This is a genomic window from Rhodococcus sp. SB1D (assembly GCF_048573875.1).
Classification (GTDB): Bacteria; Actinomycetota; Actinomycetes; order Mycobacteriales; family Mycobacteriaceae; genus Rhodococcus_F; species Rhodococcus_F qingshengii.
This window is the reverse complement of record NZ_JBMAIQ010000016.1, coordinates 61,376-85,337: the sequence shown is the minus strand read 5'-3', so window position 1 is coordinate 85,337 and position 23,962 is coordinate 61,376. Positions and strand designations below refer to the sequence as shown.

Genomic DNA, 23,962 nt, shown 5'->3' with positions numbered 1-23,962 from the left:
CGACACCACTTCCCGCCTACCGGGCAATAGGCTGGCAGGCATGACGACGGCATACGGCTTCACCGAGTACGGCGGACCCGACACACAGTCCTACTTCGACGTCACCTTGCCCCCGCCCGGTGCTGGCCAACTGCTGGTGTCGGTCCGAGCGGCGGGCGTCAACCCCGCTGACTGGAAAGTTCGCGCGGGTACTCGAAAAGATACTGTCCCGGTGACGCTGCCTGCGGTTCTGGGCCGCGAAGTGTCCGGTGTTGTCATCGGAGTAGGTCCGCGGGTCACCGAGTTCGAGGTCGGCGACGAAGTGTTCGGCGCTACCGCGACCGGCTTCGGCGGCTACGCCGCGTCGACATTGCTCAACGTCGCCTCGACAGCACACAAGCCGCCTACCGTGTCCTGGGCCGATGCCGCAGTGCTGACGGTTGCGGCAGGAACGGCCTACGACGCACTCCACGATCTCGGTCTGAAACCCGGGGCGACACTCCTGCTGCTCGGCGCCGGCGGCGGCGTTGGTCGCAGCACGATCGCGCTTGCTCTGGCGCGGAGTATCAACGTGATCGGTGTCGCGAGCGAGTCCAAGAGAACCGCGATCGAGGAAGCGGGAGCACGTTGGGTTGCGTCGGGGGACGGCTTCGCAGACGACGTGTCCGCGTTGTCCCCAGTCGGAGTGGACGCGGTTTTCGACCTGGTCGGCGGGGACACTCTCACTCGCGGCGCTGAGCTCGCCCGACCGGACGCACCGATCCTGAGCATCGCCGATCCTCTGGCGGCGAGCCGACTCGGCGGCGGTGGTGTCGAACGCCGAAGAACTACAGCAGTATTCACGGAGATCGCGGCGCTCGTGGCCGACGGGATCCTCGACCCGTCCGTGTCCGGGCGGTACCCATTCTCCCGCGCTGGGGAAGCGCTCGCTGCAGTCGAAGACGGCCATGCCGCCGGCAAAGTGGTGATCGAGTTTGGCTGATTCCTGTCGGCCCCCGATGGTTCAATCACCGTCTACGACGGACGGCGTTGAATCACCGTCTACGACGGACGGCGTTGAATCACCGTCTACGACGGGCGGGGGCACAGGTGGTTGCACGGTTATTTGCGATCCTGTCGACGCTCGCGCTCGTATGTCTCGTCGCGTCCTGCGGATGGTTCGGGGACGAGCGTCTCGAGTCGGCCCCTGGCAGCCCCACGCGATCGGAACTGGAAGAGTTGCTGTCCCGGACAGCGATTGTCGACACCCGACCACATCCGGGTGGATACCAGCGCGGCTGCGGTAACGGCGAGGCCTGCGTCTTCGGCCCCGCGTGGTCCGACGACCAGGACGCACCTGGTGGCCACGACGGGTGCGATACCCGCAACAACGTCCTGGCCCAAGATCTCTCGGACGTGGTGTTCAAACCAGGAACACGTGACTGCGTCGTACTGTCCGGCGCGATGACCGACCCGTACTCCGGAGATCGCATCGAATTCGAACGCAGCCAGGCCAAGTCCGTCCAGATCGACCACGTCTTCCCGCTCGCCGCGGCCTGGGACTTCGGCGCGAACTCCTGGACTCCTGCGTTGCGGATGAGGTTCGCGAACGACATGTCTCTGAACCTGTTGGCCGTCAACGGCCCCGACAACCAGGCGAAAGGCGACAGCACGCCCAGTGACTGGTTGCCGCCCGATCCTGCGTACCGATGCTTCTACGCCGGCAAGTACCTGACCGTCGCGATTTCCTATGGCTTACCAGTCAGCCGAGCTGATCATTCGACCCTGACGGACCTTGCCACTCGCTGCTGATCTAGCGGCAGTCCTTCACCACTCGCCCACTCTGGATGACGAGTGCGATCCGCTCACGATCGGCAAAGATCGAGGGATCCGTCAACGGATTGCCGCGGAAGGCAACGAGGTCGGCGAACTTACCGACTTCGATGGTGCCGACCTCGTCGGCGATTCCGAGAATGTCGGCGTTGATCCGGGTAGCGGAAACCAGTGCATCCATGGGTGTTTCGACCTTGGCGCGCAGGACCAACTCCATCCCACGGCCCGTTTGATCGGTACCGATGAGGTCCGATCCCAAGCCCACTCTGACGCCGGCATTTCGAGCAGCAAGAAGCCCGTCGATCTGACCCTGCATCATCTGGCCGATCCGAGCCGAAATCGATTCGGGTAGACCTGCTGACGCCGCGCTGTCCGAGAGCGCCTGCACCACAGCCAACGTCGGCACCAAGGCGACGTCGTGCTCGGCCATCAACTTGGCGGTCTCGTCGTCGATATCAGAGCCGTGCTCGACGCATTTCGCGCCGGCAGTGACAGCGTTACGGATTCCCTCGTTGTTGTGAGCATGCACCGTGACATAGGTACCGCGCGCATTGGCTTCCTCGACGGCAACTTCGATCTCGTCGACCGTGAACTGGGTATCGGTGAGCTTGTCATGAGTGGATACCACTCCCCCGGTAACACACAGTTTGAGGAAGTCCGCACCCCTGCGGAACGTCTCGCGAACGTTCTTTCGCATTTCGTGCGGACCGTCGGAAAGCAGAGACATACACCGTAATCCGGGGATGTCATGATCGGACCAGTCCGAAGTCGGCTCCCATTCGGCCGCCAGGTGTCCGTGTCCACCGGTCTGGCACTGGATCGGGCCGCACTGAATGATCCGCGGACCCGGGATCTTGCCCGAGGCGACAACTCCGGCGAGTCCACCGTCGATTCCGCCGCAGTCACGAACAGTGGTGAATCCCCCGTCGAGGGTCGATGCGCAGGTCGCGAACATGTCTGCAGCGAGCTCGGCTACCGAGATCTGACGCCGCAGGCTCGGTGCGAGATCGCTCGATCCACCGAGATGAACGTGTGCGTCGATGAGGCCGGGCGTGATTGTCAACCCAGTGCAGTCCAGCACCTCCGCCCCCGTGGGTGGCGTGCCACCGAGTGCACTGATGCGCCCGTTTTCCACAGCAACAGCGCAGTTCTCGATCGGGTCGGCGCCCGTCCCGTCGATGATCGTTGCACCGGTCAGCCATACGACAGACATATTAGATGTTCCTCCGACGTGTACCGATCGCCGGAAGATTCCGCCGACATACCGAATAGGGTTCGGTTAGTATGATGCATACCGGCTCCCGAAATCAAGGAGTTGTCATCACTCGATAAAGTCCGAGATTGCTGACGAATCCCTCACCAGGAGAATCGATGCCGCGTCCCACCCAGCCGATACTGTCCACGCGAAACATCACCGACGCGGCTCTGGATGCTGTCGACGCGACCGGCGACTTCACCATGCCCGGGATCGCCAAGCAACTGAACGTGACTCCGTCTTCGCTCTACACACATATTTCGGGTCGATCCGAGATCGTCGAACTCATGCGCATCCGCGTGATGTCGTCGATCTCTGTCCCCCACCCACCGGCAGGGTGGAGCGAACGGATCAGCGCGTGGGGGTGGGCCTATCGCCGAGCTGCGGTCGAGCACTGGCGCCTCATCCCGCTGCTCATGACACGAAGCGTCCGCACAGAGGTAACTTTTACTATCGATACTGCACTGGTTCAAGCATTTTCGGACGGGGGTTTCGATTCGACAGACACTCGTCACGCAATCTCCACGCTGGACAGTCTGGTTCTCGGATCCGTCGTGAAACTCTCGACGCCGGATGTCGCGTGGACTCAATCCTCCAACCCGAGCGAGATCACGCGCGAGGCTACGACCCCACTGCGAACCGACGACACGTTCGACTTCGGCCTGCGAACCCTGATCGCCGGATGGATGGCTCAGCGCGTTGTTCGTCTGTATACCGAACCTCATTCGGATTCCGACGTCACTTCACGGTGAACGACCTGGTGTGCCATCCCGTGGCTCCACCGGGGATCGGCGGAGTGCGCTCTTCCACCTGAACGTTCCCGTCCAAATCCGTCGCTCTGACCTGCACGGTGTGCAAACCTGAGCCTGCATCCCACATCCACGACCATTGCCGCCAGGTGTCGACCGAGTACTCCTGGGCCAGCGTCGCCGGTTGCCATTCACCGTTGTCGACGCGAACCTCGACCTTCTCGATCCCGCGATGCTGAGCCCAGGCCGTTCCCGCCACCAGCACCTGGCCCGGCTCGATCGGCGCCAAAGCTGCCGGCACCTCGATACGCGACGACGTCTTGATCGGTGCCTGCGCACCCCAACCGCGCTGGGTCCAATAGGCCTCGACCTTGTCGAAACGCGTCAACTCCCACTCCGTCACCCACTTGGTGGCGGACACGAAACCGTACAGCCCCGGAACCACCTGCCGAACGGGATAACCGTGCTCGAACGGCAACGGCTCACCGTTCATCGCCACGGCGAGAATCGCGTCACGGCCGTCGGTGACTATCTCGACCGGGGTGCCGACTGTGAAGCCGTCGACGCTGGTCGAGAGGAGCATGTCGGCGTCGGGATGGACACCGACTTCGTCGAGCAGGTCCTTCATGGGATAACCGATCCACTTCGCGTTCCCGGCCAGAACGCCGCCCACCTCGTTCGAGACACACGTCAGCGTGATGACCCGCTCGATGGGCGTTCGCGCCACCAGATCGTCGAACGACAACGTCATCTCGCGGTCCACCATTCCGTGAATCCGCAGTTCCCACGAATCCGTCGTCAATTGCGGAACGAGGAGTGCCGTGTCGATTCGGTAGAAGTCGTCGTTGGGCGTGATGTACGTCGACGCACCCGCAATTGCGATATCCGCACCCGCCGGGATCGGCGGCGCCGGGTCAGCGGCGGTGGGCACGACAAAGTCTTCACGATTCGCTACTGCTCCGGCGATTCGCTGACCCACGAACTTCCCGGCGGCACCCGCTGCCGCAGCCACTGCCAACGCCGCACCTGCCAGCAGAAGGAACTGACGACGAGGCAACCACGAGTCGGCGACGCCCGGCGAGAGCGGCACTTCGAGTTGTGTGATCAGCAACCGCAAGGTTGCGACGCCCGCCACCACACCGACCAGCGTCGGGAACACGTACATCGCATCGGCAGTCGGGCGCTGCATCGCCGCATACACACCAACCGCGCCCAGAAGAACGAGAATGACGCTGCCGATCGGGCGGCGTCGCCGTTCCAGGAGCCCGGCCACCGCACCGAGCAGAACGATCAAGATCGACATTCCGATGAACAGCGCCGGCTTGTCATTGGTACCGAAAGTATCGATCGCGAACTCGCGAGCCCACGCCGGCGTTCGGTCGACGGTAGTCGCACCTACCGCGTAGAAGGGCGACGCGTCCGGGTTGATCGGCAACGCAACCAGTTCACCGACGCCCAGGACGACAGCCGCGGCCAAGACCCCGGAGATCGCGTGAGCAGCCCATCTACGACGCGGTGGACGAGATTCGGTGCTCGGGTGCTCGTCGATGTTCTGTGTGACCATGTCGTCTCGGCTCTGTCGGTGCGAGTGGTGCTTCGATCGGATACCCGACATTCGGCGCTGCGGGCCATCCGGATGGGTGCACTCCTCCATCAAGAACTACTCCGAACTCGCGATTAGAGTGGGAACGATGACCGTCGACCTCAACAAGGACACGCTCCTGTGCATGTCGCTCTCCGGGCGACCGAGCAACATCGGCACCAGATTTCACAATTACCTCTACGAAGAATTGGGCTTGAACTTCGTCTACAAAGCCTTCACCACCGAAGACGTGCCAGCCGCGATCGCAGGCATACGAGCACTCGGGATTCGAGGCTGTGGGGTGTCGATGCCGTTCAAGGAACAGGTCATCGAGCACATCGACGTCATGCATGATTCGGCCAGCGCCATCGACTCCGTCAACACGATCGTCAACGAGTCCGGAGTGCTGCACGCCTACAACACCGACTATCAGGCGGTGGCCGATCTACTGCGTGACAACAACGTCGACACGAGCCTGTCCGTCGCTGTCGCCGGCAGCGGTGGCATGGCAAAAGCAGTCGTCGCCGCGGTGCGCGACACCGGATTCACCGACGTCACCGTGATCGCCCGCAACCAGCAAGTGGGGTCGTCGCTTGCGAAGCAGTACGGCTTCGACTGGCAGGCCGAACTCGGTGAGCTTCGTCCCGGTGTGCTGATCAACGCCACCCCGATCGGTATGTCCGGCGGCGCAGAAGCAGATGCACTGTCGTTCCCCGAGCACGCAGTGCGCGCAGCCGATGTCGTCTTCGACGTCGTCGCGATGCCTTCGAAGACGCCACTGATCGCGTTGGCGACCGAACTCGGCAAAACGGCGATCACAGGAGCGTCGGTCATTGCCCTTCAGGCCGCCGGGCAGTTCGTTCTCTACACCGGTGTGCGCCCGAGCGCGGAGCAGATCCGGCGAGCATCGGAATACTCACGGGCGTAGGAACCACGTCGCCTTGAACGAGACCGGGGAGACTCCACCTCAACAACTCGCGCGGAACTTCAACGAGTTGTTGCAAGAACTGCGCGTCGCGCTCTCTGGTGTGCAGATCCTGTTTGCCTTCCTGCTGGCCGTGGCATTCACCGAACGCTACGAGGAAGCGTCGGCGTACATCCGCGGCATCCACTTGGTGACGGTGATCCTTGTTGCCATCTCGTTCGGGTTCCTGATGGCACCCGCGGTCTGGCATCGCATGCTTTTCCGCCGTGGGCACCGCGAGAACATATTGCCCGTGGCCAACCGATTCGCCCTGTGCGGCATAGCCTTTCTGGCCGCCTCCATGACCGGCACGGTCCTGTTGATCGCCGAGGTCGCCGTCGGCGGAGTTGCCGCAAAGGTGTTGGCAGCGTGCGCCGCGATCATGTTCACGGCGCTGTGGTTTCTCGTGCCGTCATTCATCGATCGCACCAAGAGCTGACTCAGGCTCCGGTGTCGACGGCGCGAGTGCTGTCGTTGGACCACTGTGACCACGAGCCCGGGAACAGCGTCGCGTCGTAACCGGCGATCGCGAGCGCCGCGATCTCGTGCGCGGCAGTCACTCCGGATCCGCAGTACACCGCCACCTTGTCTCCGACGCCCAGTCCGGCGAATCGCTCACGCAGGTGGGTCGTATCCAGGAATCGCCCGTCGCCGGTGATGTTCTCGGCGGTCGGCGCGTTCACCGCACCGGGGATGTGCCCTGCGACGGGATCCATCGGCTCGACCTCGCCGCGGTACCGCTCCCCGGCTCGGGCGTCGAGAAGGACACCGCCCTCGCTCGTCCAGTTGCCGACACCGTCGATGTCGACAGTCGGCATGTTGCCGCCGGTGAAAGTCACGTCGCCCGGGCTGACGGACTCGCCGATACCGGCCGCCAACGGCAGTCCTGCGGACTCCCAGGCCTGCAGCCCGCCGTCGAGCAGTCGGACATCCGAGAGTCCGGCCCACCGCAGCAGCCACCAACCACGAGCAGAGGCCGTGTTGCCGGTGGCGTCGTAAAGCACCACCGAATCACCGTCGTCGATTCCCCAACGACACGCCGCGGCCTGCAGGTCTTCGAGACTCGGCAGCGGATGCCTTCCCTTGCCCGGCGACGGCGGCGAGGCAAGTTCCTCGTCGAGGTTCACGAATACCGCACCGGGAATATGGCCGTCGCGAAAATGCTGCTCGCCGTTCGAATCACCCAGCGCCCATCGGACATCGAGCAATCGCGGCGCAGCGCCGGCCTCGATGAGAGCGGACAGTTCTTCGACGTCGATCAGCACGGGAAGTGTCATGAGCCCATCCTGACACGACCACTCATGCAACCCCGAAGAAGGCACCGAGGCCCACCAACAACACTCCCGTCACCACGTCGATTCGCTTGCCGACGCCAGGGCGACGCAGCTTCTTGCCGGCTCCGGCCGCCAACACCACCACGATCGCCCACCACAGTGCCGCGGCGACCACCGTCGCGCCCGCCAACATCAACGTCCGCAGCCCTGCGCCTTCACCCGGCTCGATGAATTGCGGGAGTAGCCCGAGAAAGAACAACAACGCCTTCGGGTTCAGCAGGTTCGAGAGGAAGCCGTAGCGAAATGCCGTGGTGACCGCGATCGGTTCTTTCGCTGCCGGAATTCCCTCGTCCGAGGCGCGGGCTTTGAAAGCACTTCGAATCGCGGAGATGCCGAGCCAGGTCAGATATGCCGCCCCGGCGTAGGTGAGCGCGGAGAGCAACTGTGGCCGTGTCGCCACAAGTGCGGAGAGACCCAGTGACGCGGCAGCGGTGTGAACGAAGAGCCCGGAAATCACACCGGCGGCCACCACCGCGCCGGTCCGACGATCTGCTAGAGAATGACGCAGGATCAGGACAAAATCCGGTCCCGGCGTGAACAGGACGATGGATAGCAGGGAGCCGAAAGCGAGCCATTGACCGACACTCATCCGAAATACCTCACACCCGAGCTGATTCGAGACACATGTTCATGCCAGGAGTGTGCAACTAGATCCGGGAAGTTCAAAACGACTCCGGATATAGTTCGGCAGATGACGAAGAATGAGCCTCTGGATCCGGTGGACTGGAAGATTTTGGCCGAATTGCAGAACGACGCGTCGATCACCAACAAGGTGTTGGCCGATCGAGTCGGTTTGGCGACGTCCTCGTGCCACGAGCGCGTCCGACGCCTACGCGCCAACGGCACGATCAGCGGCATCCATGCGGTTGTCGATCCGGCAGCCGTTGGCCGGTCGATGCAGGCGATCATCGCCGTTCAATTGCGACCACACCGCCGCGACCTCGTCGACCGGTTCACCGCCGACGCGCTAGCGCTGCCGGAAACGCTTGCGCTCTTCAACGTCTCGGGGCCCGAGGACTTCTTCCTCCACGTCGCGGTCCGTGACAGCGCTCATCTACAACGGGTATTGATCGACCACCTCGCCGCACATCCCGAGGTCTGGCACGCCCAAACGCACCTCATCTACGGCAAAGCGGTCACCTCACCCATCCGACCGGACAGGTAAATCGGGCCTCGAGCGGGTCGGGCAGAATCACTGACCATGTCGGACTCCACAGATACCACCGAACCGGAAGCCGTTCGCAGCAACTCGCAACCGATGAGCGCAGGCATCGTCACGGCCCTCGTCGGCTTCACCAGTTCGTTCGCGGTGGTCCTCACCGGCCTCGCCGCTGTCGGCGCGGACGCGACCGAGGCGGCGTCCGGACTGCTGGTTCTGTGTGTGACCCAAGCGTTGGGAATGCTCTGGCTCTCACGCCGGTATCGGATGCCGATCACCCTGGCCTGGTCGACTCCCGGTGCCGCTCTGCTCGCCGGCGCCGGAGCCGTCGAGGGTGGGTGGCCGGCGGCGGTCGGAGCATTCATCGTCGTCGGAATCGCGATTGTTCTGACCGGACTGTGGCCGACGCTCGGAAGGATCATCTCGGCAATCCCGACGCCCCTCGCGCAGGCGATGCTCGCCGGGGTTCTGATGCCGTTGTGCCTGGCGCCGATCATCGCCGTCCGGGACGCCCCCGCAGCGGTCGCGCCCGTCATCCTGGTTTGGCTTGCCGCGCAGCGCTTCTCCAAGCGATGGGCGGTTCCGCTCGCGTTCCTCACCGCCGCGGTCGTGATCGGGATCAGCCTCGTCACGTCGGATCGAGTGCTCGACGCCGGCGCCATGATTCCCCGCATCGATCTCACCGCGCCGTCGTGGACCTGGCAGGCAATGATCGGCATTGCGATTCCCCTCTACATCGTCACGATGGCTTCGCAGAACATTCCCGGTGTGGCCGTGATGAATTCGTTCGGATACACCGTTCCCTGGCGACCGTCGATGATCGTGACGGGTATCGGCACCATCGTCGGCGCACCGGCCGGTGGCCATGCGATCAACCTCGCGGCGATCAGCGCAGCCCTGGCCGCCGCCCCCACCGCACATCCGGATCCCAAACGTCGATGGATCGCTGCCTTCACCGCAGGCTGGGCGTATCTCGTTCTCGCTGCCGGCGCGGCCGCGGTGGCCGCTCTGGTAGCCGCCGCACCGGCCGGAGTCGTGGAAACTGTTGCCGGACTGGCGCTCCTGGCAACGCTTGCCGGCGCCCTCACGTCGGCGCTGAGCGAGGCGAGTGAACGTGAAGGCGCCGTGGTCACGTTTCTGATCGCCGCATCCGGGGTCAGTATCCTGGGAATCGGTTCGGCATTCTGGGCACTGTTGGTGGGGCTGATCGTGCGTGCAGTCCTACAGGGCACCACCCTGCCCTCACTCTCGCGAAAGTCCTCACTACAGTCGAAGCCGTGAGCACAGCGCAGACGCCCCCGTCGATCAGCGAGTTTCCCGTTCTCTGGCCCGTCCCGACGCGGTGGGACGACAACGATCACTACGGCCACGTCAACAACGTGACCTACTACTCGTACTTCGACACCGCGGTCAACGCCTGGCTGATGTCTTCCACTGGAACCGACATCCGCACCCTGCCTGCCATCGGCGTCGTCGCCGAGACGTCGTGCCGGTACCTGAGCGAGCTGTCGTTCCCCGAGCAGTTGCAGGTGGGTATCTCCGTCGAGAAGCTCGGCACCAAGAGCATCGTCTACGCGCTGGCGATATTCCACGAGGTCGAAAGCGGCCATTGGGAACCTGCCGCGACCGGGCGCTTCGTGCACGTCTACGTCGACGCCGACACCCGTAAGCCGGTGGAGATCCCGGCGGCCATCAGATCGGCAGCCGGGACCTTGACCGAAAACTAGCTCAGGCCGAGCTGATCTGCCGTCAAGACGGCGCGTGCAACGATTCCGTCGATCAGCGCGACGGTCGGGCCGCCGTGCTCGGCCTTGTTGCGCGGATCGTCGAGGATGCGTCGCAGCACGCCCTCCGCGATGATCGAGAGCTTCCACAGAGCGAGTACGTGCCAGTATCCGACCGCTGACACGTCGCGGCCAGTCGCCTCGACGTAGGCAGCGACCAGCTCGTCACGGTTCGGGAAGCCTTCCAGCGTGGACGCCATGAACGGACCGGCAACCTTGTCACCGGCTTCCGGCCAGTACGCGAGTAGCGCACCGAGATCCGCGAGCGGCTCCCCCAACGTGCACAGCTCCCAGTCGACGACGGCAACGATGCGCCCCTCGGCCGGATCGGTGATGACGTTGTTGAGGTGGAAGTCGCCGTGAACCAAGGTCACTTCGTTCTGTTCCGGAATGTTTCGGTGCAGAATCTCGGCCAATCGGTCGACATCCGGAACATCGCGGGTCTTCGACTTCTCCCACTGCGCCGACCATCGCTTGAGCTGACGCTCGGCAAAAGGCTTGCGGCTGGCCAGGTCATCCAGCCCGGTCTCTTCCAGGTCAACTCCGTGGATGCTGGCGAGGGTTTTCGGCATCGCCAAGCCGACCGCGCGACGCTCGTCCTCGGTCAACTTCTGAGCCACCGGGACGCCGTCGATCACAACGCCGTCGATGTAGCTCATGAGGACCAGCGGAGCGTCCGTGATCTCCGGATCTTCCGTGATGCCGAGGATCTTCGGAACCGGCACTTTGGTTCCCTGGAGCGAGGACAGGATGCGGTGCTCGCGAACGACGTCGTGCGCGGACGCCAACAACGTGCCGAGTGGAGGTCTGCGCAGTACCCACCGTCCTCCGCCCGCATCCGTCACGGAGTAGGTCAGGTTCGATTGCCCGTTACCGATCCTCTCGAAAGTCAGTGGTGTCGTGGCGCCGACCCCCAGTTCGGCGATCCACGCGGAAACAGCTTCTTCGTTCAAACCGACTGCAGTCACCGCACCGATGCTAGCGGTTGAAGTCCGATCGGTTGGCCGTACCGACACGTTTGTTACTCGTCAGTTCGCAGCTCAGGTCTTGATACGGCAGTGAAAATACTTGCGGATTTCCCAATCAGGGGGATCCTGATGGTAGAGCGACAACTGCATACGACACATCGGGATTGTGCGGCGTACTCACGAGGCGCGCCGGGCATGAGCAGAAACCGAGGTGAGCGAAGATGGTCGACAACCTCGATTATCCGGTCCAACTCATCCAACCGAACGGCGCACGGGTGTGCCGTCCCGAATTCGACCGCCTGATAACGGACATCGGGCCTGACGAACTGCTGTCGTTGTATCGCGATCTCGTCGTGAGTCGCCGCATCGACACCGAAGCTGTTGCCCTGCAGCGTCAAGGTGAAATCGGGTTGTGGGCTCCGATGCTCGGTCAGGAAGCCGCGCAGGTCGGTTCCGCGAGAGCGCTCGCCCCGGGCGACTTCGCCTTCACCAGCTATCGCGAACATGCCGTCGCGTACTGCCGGGGTGTTCCCCCCGAATTGCTGACCACCATGTGGCGCGGAATCTCCCATTCCGGTTGGGATCCAGAACAATTCAGCGTCACCAATCCGGCGATCGTCGTCGGCTCCCAAGGTCTGCACGCCACCGGATATGCGCTCGGCGCCCACCTGGACGGCGCCGAGATCGCAACGATCGCCTACTTCGGTGACGGCGCAACAAGTCAGGGTGACATCGCCGAGGCGATGGGATTTGCCGCCAGTTTCCGTGTCGGCGTTGTCTTCTTCTGCCAGAACAACCAGTGGGCCATCAGTGAACCGGTATCCCTGCAGTCCCGTACACCCATCTCGCTTCGGGCGATCGGTTACGGTATTCCGGCGATCCGCGTCGACGGTAACGACGTCCTTGCCGTGCTCGCCGTGACGCGCTCGGCGCTCTATCGCGCACGCGAAGGCAGCGGCCCGACGTTCATCGAGGCGATCACCTGCCGGATGGGCCCGCACACGACCTCCGACGATCCGAGCAGGTACCGCACCGATACGGATATGTCGGAGTGGAGAAGCCGCGATCCGCTCGAGCGAATGCGTCTGCTCCTCGGCCGTCGCGATCTTCTCGGAGAAAACGAACTCAGCACCATCGCGGCAGCCGCCGACGACGTCGCCGCTGGACTGCGACGCGCAACCATCGCGCTCGCCGATCCGCCCCCGTCAGCGCTCTTCGATCACGTCTACGCCGAGGCACACCCACTGATCGACGCTGAACGCGAAGAGCATCGCGCGCATCTCCGTAGCCTGGAAGGGGCTTCGTCATGACCGTCATGAATCTGGTGACCGCGCTCAACACCGGCCTTCGACGCGCACTCGAAGACGATCGTCGCGTTGTCATCATGGGCGAGGACGTCGGCCGTCTCGGCGGCGTATTCCGGGTTACCGACGCCCTGCAGAAGGACTTCGGCGACACCCGGGTGATCGACATGCCCCTCGCCGAATCAGGGATCGTGGGAACAGCTTTCGGTCTTGCCTTGCGCGGATATCGGCCTGTCTGCGAAATTCAATTCGACGGGTTTGTCTACCCGGCTTTCGATCAGATCGTCTCGCAGGTGGCCAAGATCCAGTACCGCACCCGAGGCGCTGCCTCTGCGCCACTGACGATTCGGATTCCCAGTGGCGGCGGAATCGGTGCGGTGGAACATCATTCGGAGTCGCCGGAAGCGTACTTCGCTCACACCGCGGGACTGCGGGTGGTGTACCCGAGCAATCCGATCGACGGTTTTCACATGATCCGCCAATCCATTGCCGGCGACGACCCGGTGATATTCCTCGAACCCAAACGGCGCTACTGGGACACCGCCGACGTGGATACCGATGCCGCGCCCGAGCTTCCGCTCCACCGTGCCCGCGTCGCTCGCCCTGGAGACGACGCGACAGTGGTTGCGTACGGATCCATGGTCGCCACCGCACTCGAGGCCGCGCGGATTGCCGAAGAAGAAGGCCACGATCTGGAGGTCGTGGATCTGCGTTCACTCTCCCCCATCGACTTCGACACGATCGAGGCGTCGGTGAACAAGACAGGCCGGCTTGTCGTCGTCCATGAGGCGCAGAAGTTTCTCGGCGTCGGCGCCGAAATCGCAGCACACGTCGCGGAACACTGCTTCTATCAGTTGGAGTCACCGATCCTGCGGGTCACCGGATTCGACATCCCCTACCCGCCCGCCAAGCTCGAGCGTTTTCACCTTCCGGACGCCGACCGGATCCTCGCGGCGCTCGACCGAACGCTGGCAGCATGAGCACGGCGCACGAATTCCGGTTACCGGATCTCGGCGAGGGCCTGACTTCCGCCGATCTGGTCGAGTGGGCGGTCGGCGTCGGCGACACTGTGGCACTCAATCAAGTTCTCGCCCAGGTAGAGACAGCCAAAGCTCTTGTCGAACTGCCGTCGCCCTACGTCGGTGTTGTCAGAGAACTCCTCGTCGAACCTGGCACTACCGTTCCGGTGGGTACTCCGATCATCCGTATCGAGGAGTCTTCAAATTCACCGTCTCCAAGTAATTCTCAGTCTCCGAGCGTGCTGGTCGGATACGGACCCGCGACCGAGAGACCGAGCCGCCGACGGAGCAAGATCACGCCGTACTCGCAATCCGCGGCGAGTACCGAGCGTCGGCCCGCAACCCCCGCGGCGCGGCGCGCGGCCCGCGAAGCCGGCATCGATCTGAGCGAAATCACCGGCAGCGGATTCGACGGTGCCGTCACCGCGGCTGACGTCGCAGACGCGCTTACCGTGCAGGCGCCTTCGGATAACGCGACACGCCTGGCCTCGTCCGGCATACGAAAACAGATGGCGTCGGCGATGGTTGCCAGCACCCGTGCTCCGCAGGCCAGCGTCTTCCTCACCGCCGATGTCACGCCTTCGATGGAACTGCTCGGCAGGCTCCGTTCCTCGGAGGCGTTCACCGGACTGTCTCTCACTCCGCTGACACTCGCTGCCAAGGCAATGGTGGCCGCCATCGCCTCGCACCCGATGGTGAACGCGCATTGGGACGAGGCCCGCGGCGACGCCGCCGTCGACGATGACGTGAATCTCGGCATCGCCGTCGCCTCCGAACGTGGACTGTCCGTGCCCAACATCAAAAGCGCCGAGACACTGAGCCTGGTCCAACTCGCACGCGCGGTGACCGAACTGACCGTTGCTGCCCGTGAGGGAAAGACGGACGTCCGTCACCTGACGGGTGGCACCGTCACGATCACCAATGTCGGAGTCTTCGGCGTCGACGGCGGCATTCCGCTTCTCAATCCAGGAGAAGCCGTCATCCTCTGCCTGGGCTCGGTGAGCGAGCGTCCGTGGGTGATCGAGCGCAAGATCGAAGTGCGGAGCGTCGTGACACTGACGTTGACGTTCGACCACCGCGTGCTGACCGGTGAGCAGGCCGCGAGATTCCTCTCATTTGTCGCAGAGATGCTCGCGAACCCGGACCTGTTGCTGACTCACCTGTAGAAAGGAACGAGTGAGCGTCAACCCCACCGACCGCGCAGTCCCCACCTCCGCCCTGGTGCGCGCCCGCGCCGGCATCTTCGGCATTTTCGGCATCAACGGATTTCTCCTCGCGATGTGGGTCGTCCACATCCCGTCCATCGAACACCGAGTGGGGATCAGTCACTCGACGCTCGGCTCACTTCTTCTCCTTCTTGCAGTCGGAGCCATTGCCGGCATGCAGTTGAGCGGCCCGCTCGCAGATCGATACGGCAGCAGACGCATGGTCGTCCTGGCGGGTAGCGGGCTGGCATCCGCCACTCTCGGCCCGGGGTTTGCCACGAACACCTGGCAACTGGGCGCTGCACTTGTCGTGTTCGGCTTCGCGAACGGCGCGTTGGACGTGTCGATGAACTCGCAGGCCGTCGAGGCCGAACAGTTGTACCGGCGCCCGATCATGGCGGCCTTTCACGGCATGTTCTCGGTCGGTGGCGTATTGGGCTCTGTCATCGGATTCGGCACTCTCGCACTGGATCTTCCGCCGTACGTCACGCTCAGCATCGCGTCGGCAATCGGCTTGCTGGCAGTCTGGTTGTGCTCGCGACCCCTTCTCCCTCACGTCGACGTGCATGCCGAAACCGCGTCGACTACCGGAAAGACACACGGCAGATTCTCGGCTCGCGTACTTGCCCTCGGAACCCTCGCCTTTGTTCTGATGCTGGCCGAGGGAGTGGCAAACGACTGGAGCGCGCTGCAGGTCAAGGAAGATCTCGGTGTTTCGAATGCCGTTGCCGCACTGTCGTTCGGCGCATTCTCCGCCATGATGACCGTCGGCCGGTTCACCGCGGATCGGATCAGCGCGGCGGTAGGCCCGGTGGCAGTGGTTCGCTACGGTGCGTTGCTGTCGTCCATCGGAATGCTGACCGTCGTGGTATCCGGCTGGCTACCACTGACGTTGCTCGGTTGGGCCCTGTTCGGCGCCGGCCTGTCGGGATGCATTCCGCAGATCTTCACCACGGCCGGAAATCTGGGCTCAGGTTCGGCCGGCACCAACATGTCTCGCGTCGTCGGCATGGGATACATCGGATTCCTCGCCGGTCCGGCAACCATCGGCTGGGTCACCAAGCTTGTGCCTCTCACCACAGCAATGTTGATCCCGTTTGCATGCGTCCTGGTCGCAGCGGGTTGTGCGGGTGTCGTTCGGCGCGATTCTCCGACCGCCTACAGACCTCACAGCTGATCCTCACGATCGGCACAGACTCAACAGGGATGCTGGTACTCGTGACCGTCTCGACCTCCACCCAGCACCCCGCTCCCTCCACAACCACTCGCTTCCTCGTCCTTGCCGCGATCGCCGTCGTAGCGCTGGGCGTCTTGTATTTCGTGCGACCCACCTCGCCCGGTTTGAGCGTCCCGGAACAGGTGCGCGCACTTGCCGAATGGACGGTAGGCCGATTCGACGTCACCGCTGTACTCGCAGCCACTACCGCTCTGGCCGTCGTCTCGATGGTCCGCGGACTGCCATACGGCATCGGCGCGATCCTGCTCCTCGGAATGGGCGCCAATCTCACCAACGCGGCATTCGGTTCCTGGCTCCCCGATGTGCCCCAGGACCTATTGCCCAGCGGTCACGTCGCAGCGGCGACCGCGCTGTACTGCTCGGCGATCTTGATCTCCGCCCCGCAGTGGCGTCCGGTGGTCGCCGGGCTCGGATTCGTCGGAGTTGCTGCGATCGGTGCCAGCGCGCTCGCCGCCGAGCTGAGCGGCCTTTTCGGAGTGATAGCTGGCATTCTGATCACCCTGGTATGGGCCTGTGCCGCAGCCATTTTGATGGCACGATCGCCCATCGCCGCGAAACGTGAAGAGCTACGCCCGGATACGGCAGCCATCGCGTTCTCCAGGCACCGGAGCATCCGACTTTAGTCCTAAATCTTTGGGATTCAGAGATTTTCGCCGATAGCTCTCCCGCCACGGTTGGACATGACGTATGTTCTGAAATGTCCGAATCAAGTAGTTCCACAGCGAAGGAGTCTTTACCGTGAGCCTCGAAGATCTGAACCCGCTCGAACTGATCCAGAAGTTGATCGAACTACTTTCCGGCTTCTCTTCCGACCCCGAAACCCCCGAGGTTCCGTAAAACGTCGCCAGAGGCGCCTGTTCCGAGTTTCGTCTCGGACCAGGCGCCTTTGTCGTTTCAAGAAGTCGTTTCAGCACAAGAAGTCGTTGCAACACACGACATCTTTGCAACACACGGCCACGAAAAAAGGCGTCCACTCGCAGCTGCGAGTGGACGCCCCTTCCGAGTACCAGCGCTAGAGCGCCTTGAGTTCCTCGGTTACTTCGGAGACCGACTTCTTGGCGTCACCGAAGAGCATCGAGGTGCCCTCGGCGAAGAAGAGCGGGTTCTCGATACCGGCGAAACCGGAGTTCATCGAGCGCTTGAGCACGATGACGGACTTCGACTGGTCGACGTTGAGGATCGGCATTCCGTGAATCGGTGAGCTCGGATCGTTGCGCGCCGCCGGGTTGGTGACGTCGTTCGCACCGATCACCAAGGTGACATCGGTACGAGAGAACTCGTCGTTGATGTCGTCCATTTCCTTCATCGCGTCGTACGAGACATCCGCCTCTGCGAGAAGAACGTTCATGTGACCGGGCATACGGCCGGCGACCGGGTGAATGGCGTACTTGACCTCGACGCCCTTCGACTCGAGCAGTTTCGCCATGTCCTTGACGGCATGCTGAGCCTGCGCGACGGCAAGTCCGTATCCGGGTACGACGATGACCTGGTTGGCGTAGGCCATCTGGATGGCCGCGTCGGCGGCCGAGGTCGCCTTTGCCGTGCGCACGACACCGTCGGAGGATGCGGCTTCACCGCCACCACCACCGAAGCCGCCGGCAACGATGGCCGGGATGGACCGGTTCATGGCCTTGGCCATGAGGTTGGTCAAGATGGTGCCCGAAGCACCGACGATCATGCCGGCGACGATCATCGCCTGGTTGTTGAGCGCCAAACCTGCAGCAGCAGCTGACAAACCGGTCAGAGCGTTGAGCAGCGAGATGACGACGGGCATGTCCGCGCCGCCGATGGGCAGCACGACCATCAGTCCGAGGATGCCCGAGAGCACGAGCACGCCGACGATCCACAGTGAGCTGGTCGGGCCTTCCGGTGAGATCGCCTTGATACCGATGATCACCGAGAACGCGACGGCGGCAATGAGCAGCAGAGCATTGAGCGGCTGCTGGAGCTTGCCGATTCCGATCGGACGACCAGGCAGAGTTTCCTGCAGCTTCAGAAACGCGATCACGCTGCCCCAGAAGGAGATCGATCCGATCACCGCGGCAAAGAGCGACGCGATGACGATGTGTACCGTCGGCGACTCGCCGTGCTGGAATGCGGTGAAACCGTCCGAGTCCAGGAACTCCGCGTACGCGATCAACGCGACCGTGCCGCCGCCGACACCGTTGAACAGTGCCACCAACTGCGGCATGGCCGTCATCTTCGTCCGGAGCGCCGGCGGAACGCCGAGCACGACACCGATGACAAGGCCGGCAGCGATGAGGATCCAGTTCCCCATCTCCGCATCACGAATGGAGATCAGAGTTGCAACGACGGCGATGAGCATGCCGACCGCGGCGATCTGGTTGCCGCGGACTGCGGTCTTCGGGCCGGTAAGACCCATGAGGCCGTAGATGAACATCGAGAACGCGACAATGTAGAGCGCATTGACCAGGTATTCCATTACTGGTCACCATCCTTCGACACAGACTTGGCGGCCGGCTTGGCCTTGAACATCGCCAACATGCGGTCCGTGACGACAAAACCACCGACAACGTTCACGGTTCCGAAGACGAGCGCGACGAACAAGATGATCTGCAGCCCGATCGAGGGATCGTGCACCTTGCCCAGGACGACCAACGCGCCCAGGACGACGATGCCGTGGATGGCGTTCGTACCGGACATCAACGGGGTGTGCAGGGTGTTCGGAACTTTGGAGATCACAGCGAAACCGACGAACCCGGACAACACCAGGATCGCGATGTTCGCCAGTAGTGATGTGTACATCAGGCGCCCTTCTCTTCACGGGTGACGCACGCACCGGCCAGAACCTCGTCGGAGAAATCAGGCGCCAAGGCACCTTCCACCAACATGAGTTCGATCAGCGCGGAAATGTTCTTCGAGTACAACTCGGACGCATGCTCCGGCATGGACGCCGGCAAATTCAGCGGAGAGCAAATGGTCACGCCGTGCTTGACGACGGTTTGACCCGGCTCGGTCAGCTCGCAGTTACCACCGGTTTCACCCGCGAGGTCGACCACGACACTGCCCGGCTTCATGCCTTCGACCGCGGCAGCGGTCACCAGGCGCGGCGCGGGACGACCCGGAACCAGAGCTGTGGTGATCACAACGTCGAAGCCCTTGATCGCATCTTCGAGTGCCTGCTGCTGCTTCGCTCGCTCGTCGTCGGTCAACTCGCGGGCGTATCCACCCTCGCCCGCCGCATCGATTCCGAGGTCGAGCCACTGTGCACCCACCGAACGCACCTGGTCGGCGACCTCAGGACGCACGTCGTACCCGGTAGCGCGGCCACCGAGACGCTTGGCTGTCGCCAGCGCCTGCAGACCTGCCACACCCACTCCGAGGACCAGAACCGTCGCAGGCTTCACCGTGCCCGCAGCGGTGGTGAGCATCGGGAAGAACCGCGTCGACTCCGATGCTGCCAACAGAACAGCCTTGTACCCGGACACGTTCGCCTGCGAGGACAACGCGTCCATCACCTGCGCGCGGGAGATACGAGGAATCGCCTCCACGGCGTATCCCTCGATGCCGGCGGCCTTCAACTCGGCGATGCGGTTGTCCGCATTACGCGGATTCAGGAAACCGATGAGCTTCGCGCCGGTACTGATCCGGGTGATCTCTTCTGTCGACGGAGGCGCAACCTTGACGACCACGTCAGCAGTCCACGGATCGCCGATCTTCGCGCCGGCAGCGGTGTACAACTCGTCGGGAATCAACGCCCCGAGACCGGCCCCGGACTCGACGACCACGTCGACACCCTTGCCGATCAAAGCGGACACAATTTTCGGCACCAATGCGACCCGACGCTCACCATCACTCGATTCTCGAGGGACGCCGACCGACGGACGCACTTGTGCGCTCTTCGATGTTTCCATTTTCCATTACCTTCTGCGGTTGGTGGTTCGCCTGCTGCGACGAGCGGCAACCAGCATGTGATGAGCGGAAGATGACCCGCTTTTGGGTGAATGGTGACTGATAGTAGCCAGAGTTAACGCGGCGTAGGGAAACCGACGACGCACTTTCTCCATCTGAATCGAGTCCGAACAGTATGTTTGGACATACCTGAAGAAGCCTACTGTGAGGCCGATCACACCGGAATGGCGGACTATTCCACTATTTGAAACGGCCGAAAGACGTAAAGGCATCAGAATGACGCGCCGAATAATCACCGTCGAGCGAGTTTACGAACCGGCTTCCGAATGTAACGCCGTCCGACTCCGCGTAGACCGACTCCGGCCACGCGGCCTCAAACGCGAAAACCTGCAGTACGCCTCGCACCGTCCTCGGATGCTCGACCCGTTGTTCTACTGACAGCAAGCAAGGACCTGCCGTACGGTCACGCGCAGGTCCTTGCCGACTATCTCGCAGAATTACTCTGATGTCCTAGTATTTCACTAGAGCATCAATTGCTCACATATTGAGACCGCAACTTGTGCTTGACGAGCTTTCCTGTAGCGGTCCTAGGCAATTCGTCGGCAAAGTCAATGCTTCTCGGAGCTTTGAAATGTGCGACCTGACTGCGAACGTATTCCAGCAATTCCTCGGCGACATGGGCACCAGGCTCGATTCCCTCCGCTAGTTGGACAACCGCCTTGACCTGCTCACCCATTTCCTCGTCGGGAACACCGATGACCGCCACGTCGAACACCTTCGGGTGCAAAGTAAGGATGTTCTCGGACTCCTGTGGGTAGATATTCACACCACCGGAGATAATCGTGAACGCGGCGCGGTCGGTCAGATAAAGGAAACGCTCGGAGTCGATATAGCCGATATCTCCACTCGTCGTCCACGTCGGATGATCCGGATGCTGCGCGGCAGCCGTTTTCTCGGGATCATTGTGGTACCGGAACGGCAAAGTCTCCCGCTCCCAGAACACGGTACCGATCTCGCCGACCGGAAGATCGCGCCCGGCGTCGTCACAGATGTGCACGATCCCCATCACTCCGTCACGCCCGACGGAACCCGGATGCGACAAGGCCTGCTCACTGTTGATGAAGGTAGCGCCCGAACCCTCGGTCGAGGCGTAGTACTCGTAGATCACCGGCCCCCACCAGTCGATCATTGCCGTCTTCACTTCGGGCGGGCAGGGAGCAGCAGCGTGAATGGCGACCTTCACCGTCGAGACGTCGTAACGATCACGGGTCTCCTTCGGAAGTTTCAACATTCGAACGAACATCGTCGGTACCCACTGACTGTGCGTCACAGCGTATTTACCGATCAACTCCAGCGCGGTTTCGGCTTCGAATGCATCCATCAAGATCACGGTTCCGCCGACCGAATTGATCACGCCGCAAAAACGCAGGGGCGCCGCGTGATAGACCGGAGCCGGGCACAAATAGACTGTGTCGGAATCGAACCCGTACATCGGTGCGAACACCGCGGTGTACGGATCCATGGTGGTGTTCACCTCACCCTCCGGGAGATCTCCTTTGATCCCCTTCGGCCTGCCGGTCGTTCCCGACGAATACAGCATGTCAGCCCCACGCGGCTGCGAGTCGAGTGGAGCAGTGGACTGCGCATCGACCGCGTCTTCGTAGTCGTCGAAGCCCTCGAGGGCGCCGCCGTACACCAATCGGTGCCGCACGCGTGGAATCAGCTTCTCGTCCAACGGAACTGCTGCGGACGCCTGCCCCGACGCCACCAGAATTGTCGCCTCGCAGTCGTCGACGATGTAGGCAGCCTCCGCAGCCGTGAGATGCCAGTTCACCGCGGTGATGTAGAGGCCGGATCTCAACGCTGCCCAGTACACCTCGAACGCCCGGAGATCGTTGTTCGAGATGAGAGCGACGTGGTCCCCAGGCTTGGCACCGACACTTCGGAAGTATCGCGCCAACTGCGTCGACCGTTCGTCGAGTTCCCGATAGGTGATGGACTCACCCGTCGCAGGGCGAATGACGGCGGGCTTGTCCGGTGTGGACTGGACAAAATTTCCTGGAAACACGAAGACTCCTCTGTCGGTGACGACAACGCCGCGTGAGCCTGATTCGGCGTCGACAACCCTGGTCTACCACAGGAACTCTGCCACCCTCGGAGGTTTGGCGACACCGACTCGAAGCATGGGAATGCCCGCTCACTTATCCGCCGGGACATACAGTGAGGAGAACCGCACCGTCCGAAACAGGAGATGTCCACATGAGTGGTTGGCCCCAGGACTCAGTAGTCGACGCATTGACCGAGGAATGGAGAGTCATCGACGCACTGCTGGCCGAACTCGACGGCGATCAGTGGTTGGCACCGTCGAACCTTCCGGGGTGGACGGTTCACGACATCGTGTCCCATCTGATCGGTACGGAATCACTGCTCTCGGGCATCAATCCGCCGTCGATCAATCTGGACGTGCACGCATTGCCCCACGTCCACAACGAGATTGCGGCGTTCAACGAGCGCTGGGTCGAAGGCCTGCGGCGGACACCGCACTCGGACCTGCTGACCCGATATCGTGAGATCACCGCCGAACGAACCGAAGCGCTGCGCTCGATGACCAGCGCGGACTGGGACGCCGAGACACAAACACCGGTCGGTCTTGCGCCCTATGGCCGGTTCATGCGTATTCGGACCTTCGACTGTTGGATGCACGAACTCGACATCAGAGATGCAGTTGGCATTCCGGGTGAGGAAGGCGGATTGCGCGCGGAGACTGCATTCGGCGAAATCACCAGCGCGCTCGGATTCGTCGTCGGAAAACGAGGAAAGGCGCCAGAGGGAGCACGGATCACTTTCGAACTCGAAGGGCCACTTGCCCGTTCACTTCACGTCTCGGTCGACGCGCGAGCAACACTCGTCCCGGAGCTGGACGGTCCGGCGACCACAACCATCTCGATGAGCTCACCACTCTTCACCCGAATTGCCGGTGGCCGCGTCCACGCGTCGGATCACCGAACCGACATCTCGCTTCGCGGTGACACCACGGTGGGCACACGCGTCGTCGACAATCTGGCGTTCACGATTTGAGGGCTGGGTGGGTAGGTCGCGAAGGTACTGAGAAGTGAAACTGTTTCTCTCGTCCTACCGATTCGGCGACCACCGCGAGGCCTTTGTCGATCTCGTAGGCCGCGGCGCTCGCATCGCAGTCATCGCCGCGGCTGCAGATTCGTGGCCCGTCAATGCCCGCAGTTCAGCAGTCACCAGCGAACTGACTCCACTACGGGCAGCCGGCTTCACCGCAGAGGAAGTGGATGTCCGAGACTTCCTGGGTGCACCGGAAGCACTGGAACTCCGGCTCCGCGATTTCGACTGCCTGTGGGTTCGCGGCGGAAACACGTTCGTCCTGCGAGCTCAGCTAGCTCGAAGTGGCGCTGACAGGGTCATCGAGATGCTGGTTCGTTCAGGCGTCGTGGCCTATGCGGGATACAGCGCCGGAGCGTGCCTGGCGACTCCGACTCTGATCGGGCTGGACGCGTCGGACGACCCCGCTGAAGTCATGCCAACGTGCGGTATCGACCCGATCTGGTCCGGGCTCGCGCTGATCGACTTCGCGATAGTGCCGCACGGCGGCGATTCGCTACTCGAAGATCCACAGGTGACTGCGCGGACGGTTGCGGCCCTGACCACGGCGGGCGTGCAATTCACCGTGCTCACCGATTACGAGGTGATACTCGTCGACCGTTGATG

At 62.7% G+C, this 23,962-nt stretch carries 24 protein-coding genes; 15 read left to right on the top strand and 9 right to left on the bottom strand.

Annotated elements, in window-relative coordinates; translation table 11 throughout:
* Positions 1-40: 40 nt before the first annotated feature.
* Entirely contained in the window at positions 41-961 is a 921-nt protein-coding gene (locus tag ACN50D_RS27875) for an NADP-dependent oxidoreductase (protein ID WP_210377444.1), read from the top strand.
* A 107-nt stretch (positions 962-1,068) separates the two neighbouring features.
* The gene (locus ACN50D_RS27870) at positions 1,069-1,770 is read left to right on the top strand and encodes an HNH endonuclease family protein (protein WP_042923156.1); all 702 of its coding nucleotides are present in this window, start codon (positions 1,069-1,071) and stop codon (positions 1,768-1,770) included.
* Position 1,771: 1 nt separating this feature from the next.
* Here the strand turns inward: ACN50D_RS27870 and ACN50D_RS27865 are convergent, their stop codons facing one another.
* The gene (locus tag ACN50D_RS27865) at positions 1,772-3,004 is read right to left on the bottom strand and encodes a metal-dependent hydrolase family protein (RefSeq protein ID WP_210377446.1); all 1,233 of its coding nucleotides are present in this window, start codon (positions 3,002-3,004) and stop codon (positions 1,772-1,774) included.
* A gap of 158 nt (positions 3,005-3,162) precedes the next feature.
* Between ACN50D_RS27865 and ACN50D_RS27860 the strand changes: the two genes are divergently transcribed.
* Entirely contained in the window at positions 3,163-3,798 is a 636-nt protein-coding gene (locus ACN50D_RS27860) for a TetR/AcrR family transcriptional regulator C-terminal domain-containing protein (protein WP_210377447.1), read from the top strand.
* Here the strand turns inward: ACN50D_RS27860 and ACN50D_RS27855 are convergent.
* Positions 3,785-5,359: a molybdopterin-dependent oxidoreductase gene (locus tag ACN50D_RS27855; RefSeq protein WP_058227739.1), complete on the bottom strand. Its 1,575-nt coding sequence runs from the start codon at positions 5,357-5,359 to the stop codon at positions 3,785-3,787. The genes ACN50D_RS27860 and ACN50D_RS27855 overlap by 14 nt on opposite strands.
* A 127-nt stretch (positions 5,360-5,486) precedes the next feature.
* Here ACN50D_RS27855 and ACN50D_RS27850 point away from each other — a divergent pair, with 127 nt between their 5' ends.
* Positions 5,487-6,305 carry a shikimate 5-dehydrogenase gene (locus ACN50D_RS27850; protein ID WP_212634093.1) on the top strand — a complete coding sequence of 273 codons (819 nt, stop codon included), beginning with the start codon at positions 5,487-5,489 and terminating at the stop codon, positions 6,303-6,305.
* 13 nt (positions 6,306-6,318) lie between these two features.
* Positions 6,319-6,780 (top strand): DUF6328 family protein, encoded by a 462-nt coding sequence (locus ACN50D_RS27845; protein ID WP_003941357.1) that lies wholly within the window; start codon positions 6,319-6,321, stop codon positions 6,778-6,780.
* Position 6,781: 1 nt separating this feature from the next.
* On the opposite strand, the gene ACN50D_RS27840 is transcribed toward ACN50D_RS27845, so the two are convergent.
* Together ACN50D_RS27840 and ACN50D_RS27835 are read right to left on the bottom strand one after the other, a co-directional pair.
* Positions 6,782-7,618, bottom strand: a complete 837-nt coding sequence (locus ACN50D_RS27840) for a sulfurtransferase (RefSeq protein WP_210377450.1) — start codon at positions 7,616-7,618, stop codon at positions 6,782-6,784.
* A gap of 22 nt (positions 7,619-7,640) precedes the next feature.
* Positions 7,641-8,264, bottom strand: a complete 624-nt coding sequence (locus tag ACN50D_RS27835) for a LysE family translocator (RefSeq protein ID WP_003941342.1) — start codon at positions 8,262-8,264, stop codon at positions 7,641-7,643.
* A 102-nt stretch (positions 8,265-8,366) separates the two neighbouring features.
* Between ACN50D_RS27835 and ACN50D_RS27830 the strand changes: the two genes are divergently transcribed.
* The 3 genes from ACN50D_RS27830 to ACN50D_RS27820 are packed head-to-tail and all read left to right on the top strand — an operon-like array spanning position 8,367 to position 10,561.
* A complete protein-coding gene (locus ACN50D_RS27830; RefSeq protein WP_003941284.1) occupies positions 8,367-8,840 on the top strand; it encodes an Lrp/AsnC family transcriptional regulator in 474 nt (157 codons plus the stop codon).
* A gap of 36 nt (positions 8,841-8,876) precedes the next feature.
* A complete protein-coding gene (locus tag ACN50D_RS27825; RefSeq protein ID WP_003941402.1) occupies positions 8,877-10,115 on the top strand; it encodes a benzoate/H(+) symporter BenE family transporter in 1,239 nt (412 codons plus the stop codon).
* Positions 10,112-10,561 (top strand): acyl-CoA thioesterase, encoded by a 450-nt coding sequence (locus ACN50D_RS27820; protein WP_007726113.1) that lies wholly within the window; start codon positions 10,112-10,114, stop codon positions 10,559-10,561. The genes ACN50D_RS27825 and ACN50D_RS27820 overlap by 4 nt, the downstream gene beginning before the upstream one ends.
* Here the strand turns inward: ACN50D_RS27820 and ACN50D_RS27815 are convergent.
* Complete coding sequence (locus ACN50D_RS27815) at positions 10,558-11,586, bottom strand: phosphotransferase family protein (protein WP_003941376.1); 1,029 nt, start codon at positions 11,584-11,586, stop codon at positions 10,558-10,560. The genes ACN50D_RS27820 and ACN50D_RS27815 overlap by 4 nt on opposite strands.
* A gap of 221 nt (positions 11,587-11,807) precedes the next feature.
* On the opposite strand from ACN50D_RS27815, the gene ACN50D_RS27810 reads away from it, so the two are divergent.
* Genes ACN50D_RS27810 through ACN50D_RS27790 form a run of 5 tightly spaced genes read left to right on the top strand, consistent with a single transcriptional unit; the run spans position 11,808 to position 16,974 of the window.
* Entirely contained in the window at positions 11,808-12,896 is a 1,089-nt protein-coding gene (locus tag ACN50D_RS27810) for a thiamine pyrophosphate-dependent dehydrogenase E1 component subunit alpha (RefSeq protein WP_212634092.1), read from the top strand.
* A complete protein-coding gene (locus ACN50D_RS27805; protein WP_058227696.1) occupies positions 12,893-13,870 on the top strand; it encodes an alpha-ketoacid dehydrogenase subunit beta in 978 nt (325 codons plus the stop codon). Before ACN50D_RS27810 ends, ACN50D_RS27805 begins: the two co-directional genes overlap by 4 nt.
* Positions 13,867-15,075 (top strand): dihydrolipoamide acetyltransferase family protein, encoded by a 1,209-nt coding sequence (locus tag ACN50D_RS27800; RefSeq protein WP_058227697.1) that lies wholly within the window; start codon positions 13,867-13,869, stop codon positions 15,073-15,075. The genes ACN50D_RS27805 and ACN50D_RS27800 overlap by 4 nt, the downstream gene beginning before the upstream one ends.
* Before the next feature lie 10 nt (positions 15,076-15,085).
* Entirely contained in the window at positions 15,086-16,291 is a 1,206-nt protein-coding gene (locus ACN50D_RS27795; protein ID WP_212634091.1) for an MFS transporter, read from the top strand.
* A 29-nt stretch (positions 16,292-16,320) separates the two neighbouring features.
* Positions 16,321-16,974, top strand: coding sequence for a hypothetical protein (locus tag ACN50D_RS27790; protein WP_007726101.1), 654 nt, complete (start codon positions 16,321-16,323; stop codon positions 16,972-16,974).
* Between the two features lie 389 nt (positions 16,975-17,363).
* Here ACN50D_RS27790 and ACN50D_RS27785 read toward each other — a convergent pair whose 3' ends face one another.
* The 4 genes from ACN50D_RS27785 to ACN50D_RS27770 all read right to left on the bottom strand — a co-directional run bounded on the left by ACN50D_RS27785 (position 17,364) and on the right by ACN50D_RS27770 (position 22,292).
* Positions 17,364-18,794: an NAD(P)(+) transhydrogenase (Re/Si-specific) subunit beta gene (locus ACN50D_RS27785; RefSeq protein WP_003941368.1), complete on the bottom strand. Its 1,431-nt coding sequence runs from the start codon at positions 18,792-18,794 to the stop codon at positions 17,364-17,366.
* On the bottom strand, positions 18,794-19,117 hold the full coding sequence (locus tag ACN50D_RS27780; RefSeq protein ID WP_003941319.1) for an NAD(P) transhydrogenase subunit alpha: 324 nt from the start codon (positions 19,115-19,117) through the stop codon (positions 18,794-18,796). The genes ACN50D_RS27785 and ACN50D_RS27780 overlap by 1 nt, the downstream gene beginning before the upstream one ends.
* Positions 19,117-20,226 carry a Re/Si-specific NAD(P)(+) transhydrogenase subunit alpha gene (locus tag ACN50D_RS27775; protein WP_212634090.1) on the bottom strand — a complete coding sequence of 370 codons (1,110 nt, stop codon included), beginning with the start codon at positions 20,224-20,226 and terminating at the stop codon, positions 19,117-19,119. The genes ACN50D_RS27780 and ACN50D_RS27775 overlap by 1 nt, the downstream gene beginning before the upstream one ends.
* Positions 20,227-20,753: 527 nt before the next feature.
* On the bottom strand, positions 20,754-22,292 hold the full coding sequence (locus ACN50D_RS27770) for an AMP-binding protein (RefSeq protein WP_042447907.1): 1,539 nt from the start codon (positions 22,290-22,292) through the stop codon (positions 20,754-20,756).
* 191 nt (positions 22,293-22,483) lie between these two features.
* Here ACN50D_RS27770 and ACN50D_RS27765 point away from each other — a divergent pair, with 191 nt between their 5' ends.
* Positions 22,484-23,302, top strand: coding sequence for a maleylpyruvate isomerase family mycothiol-dependent enzyme (locus ACN50D_RS27765; protein ID WP_003941328.1), 819 nt, complete (start codon positions 22,484-22,486; stop codon positions 23,300-23,302).
* 34 nt (positions 23,303-23,336) lie between these two features.
* On the top strand, positions 23,337-23,960 hold the full coding sequence (locus ACN50D_RS27760) for a Type 1 glutamine amidotransferase-like domain-containing protein (RefSeq protein ID WP_003941379.1): 624 nt from the start codon (positions 23,337-23,339) through the stop codon (positions 23,958-23,960).
* Positions 23,961-23,962 lie beyond the last annotated feature (2 nt).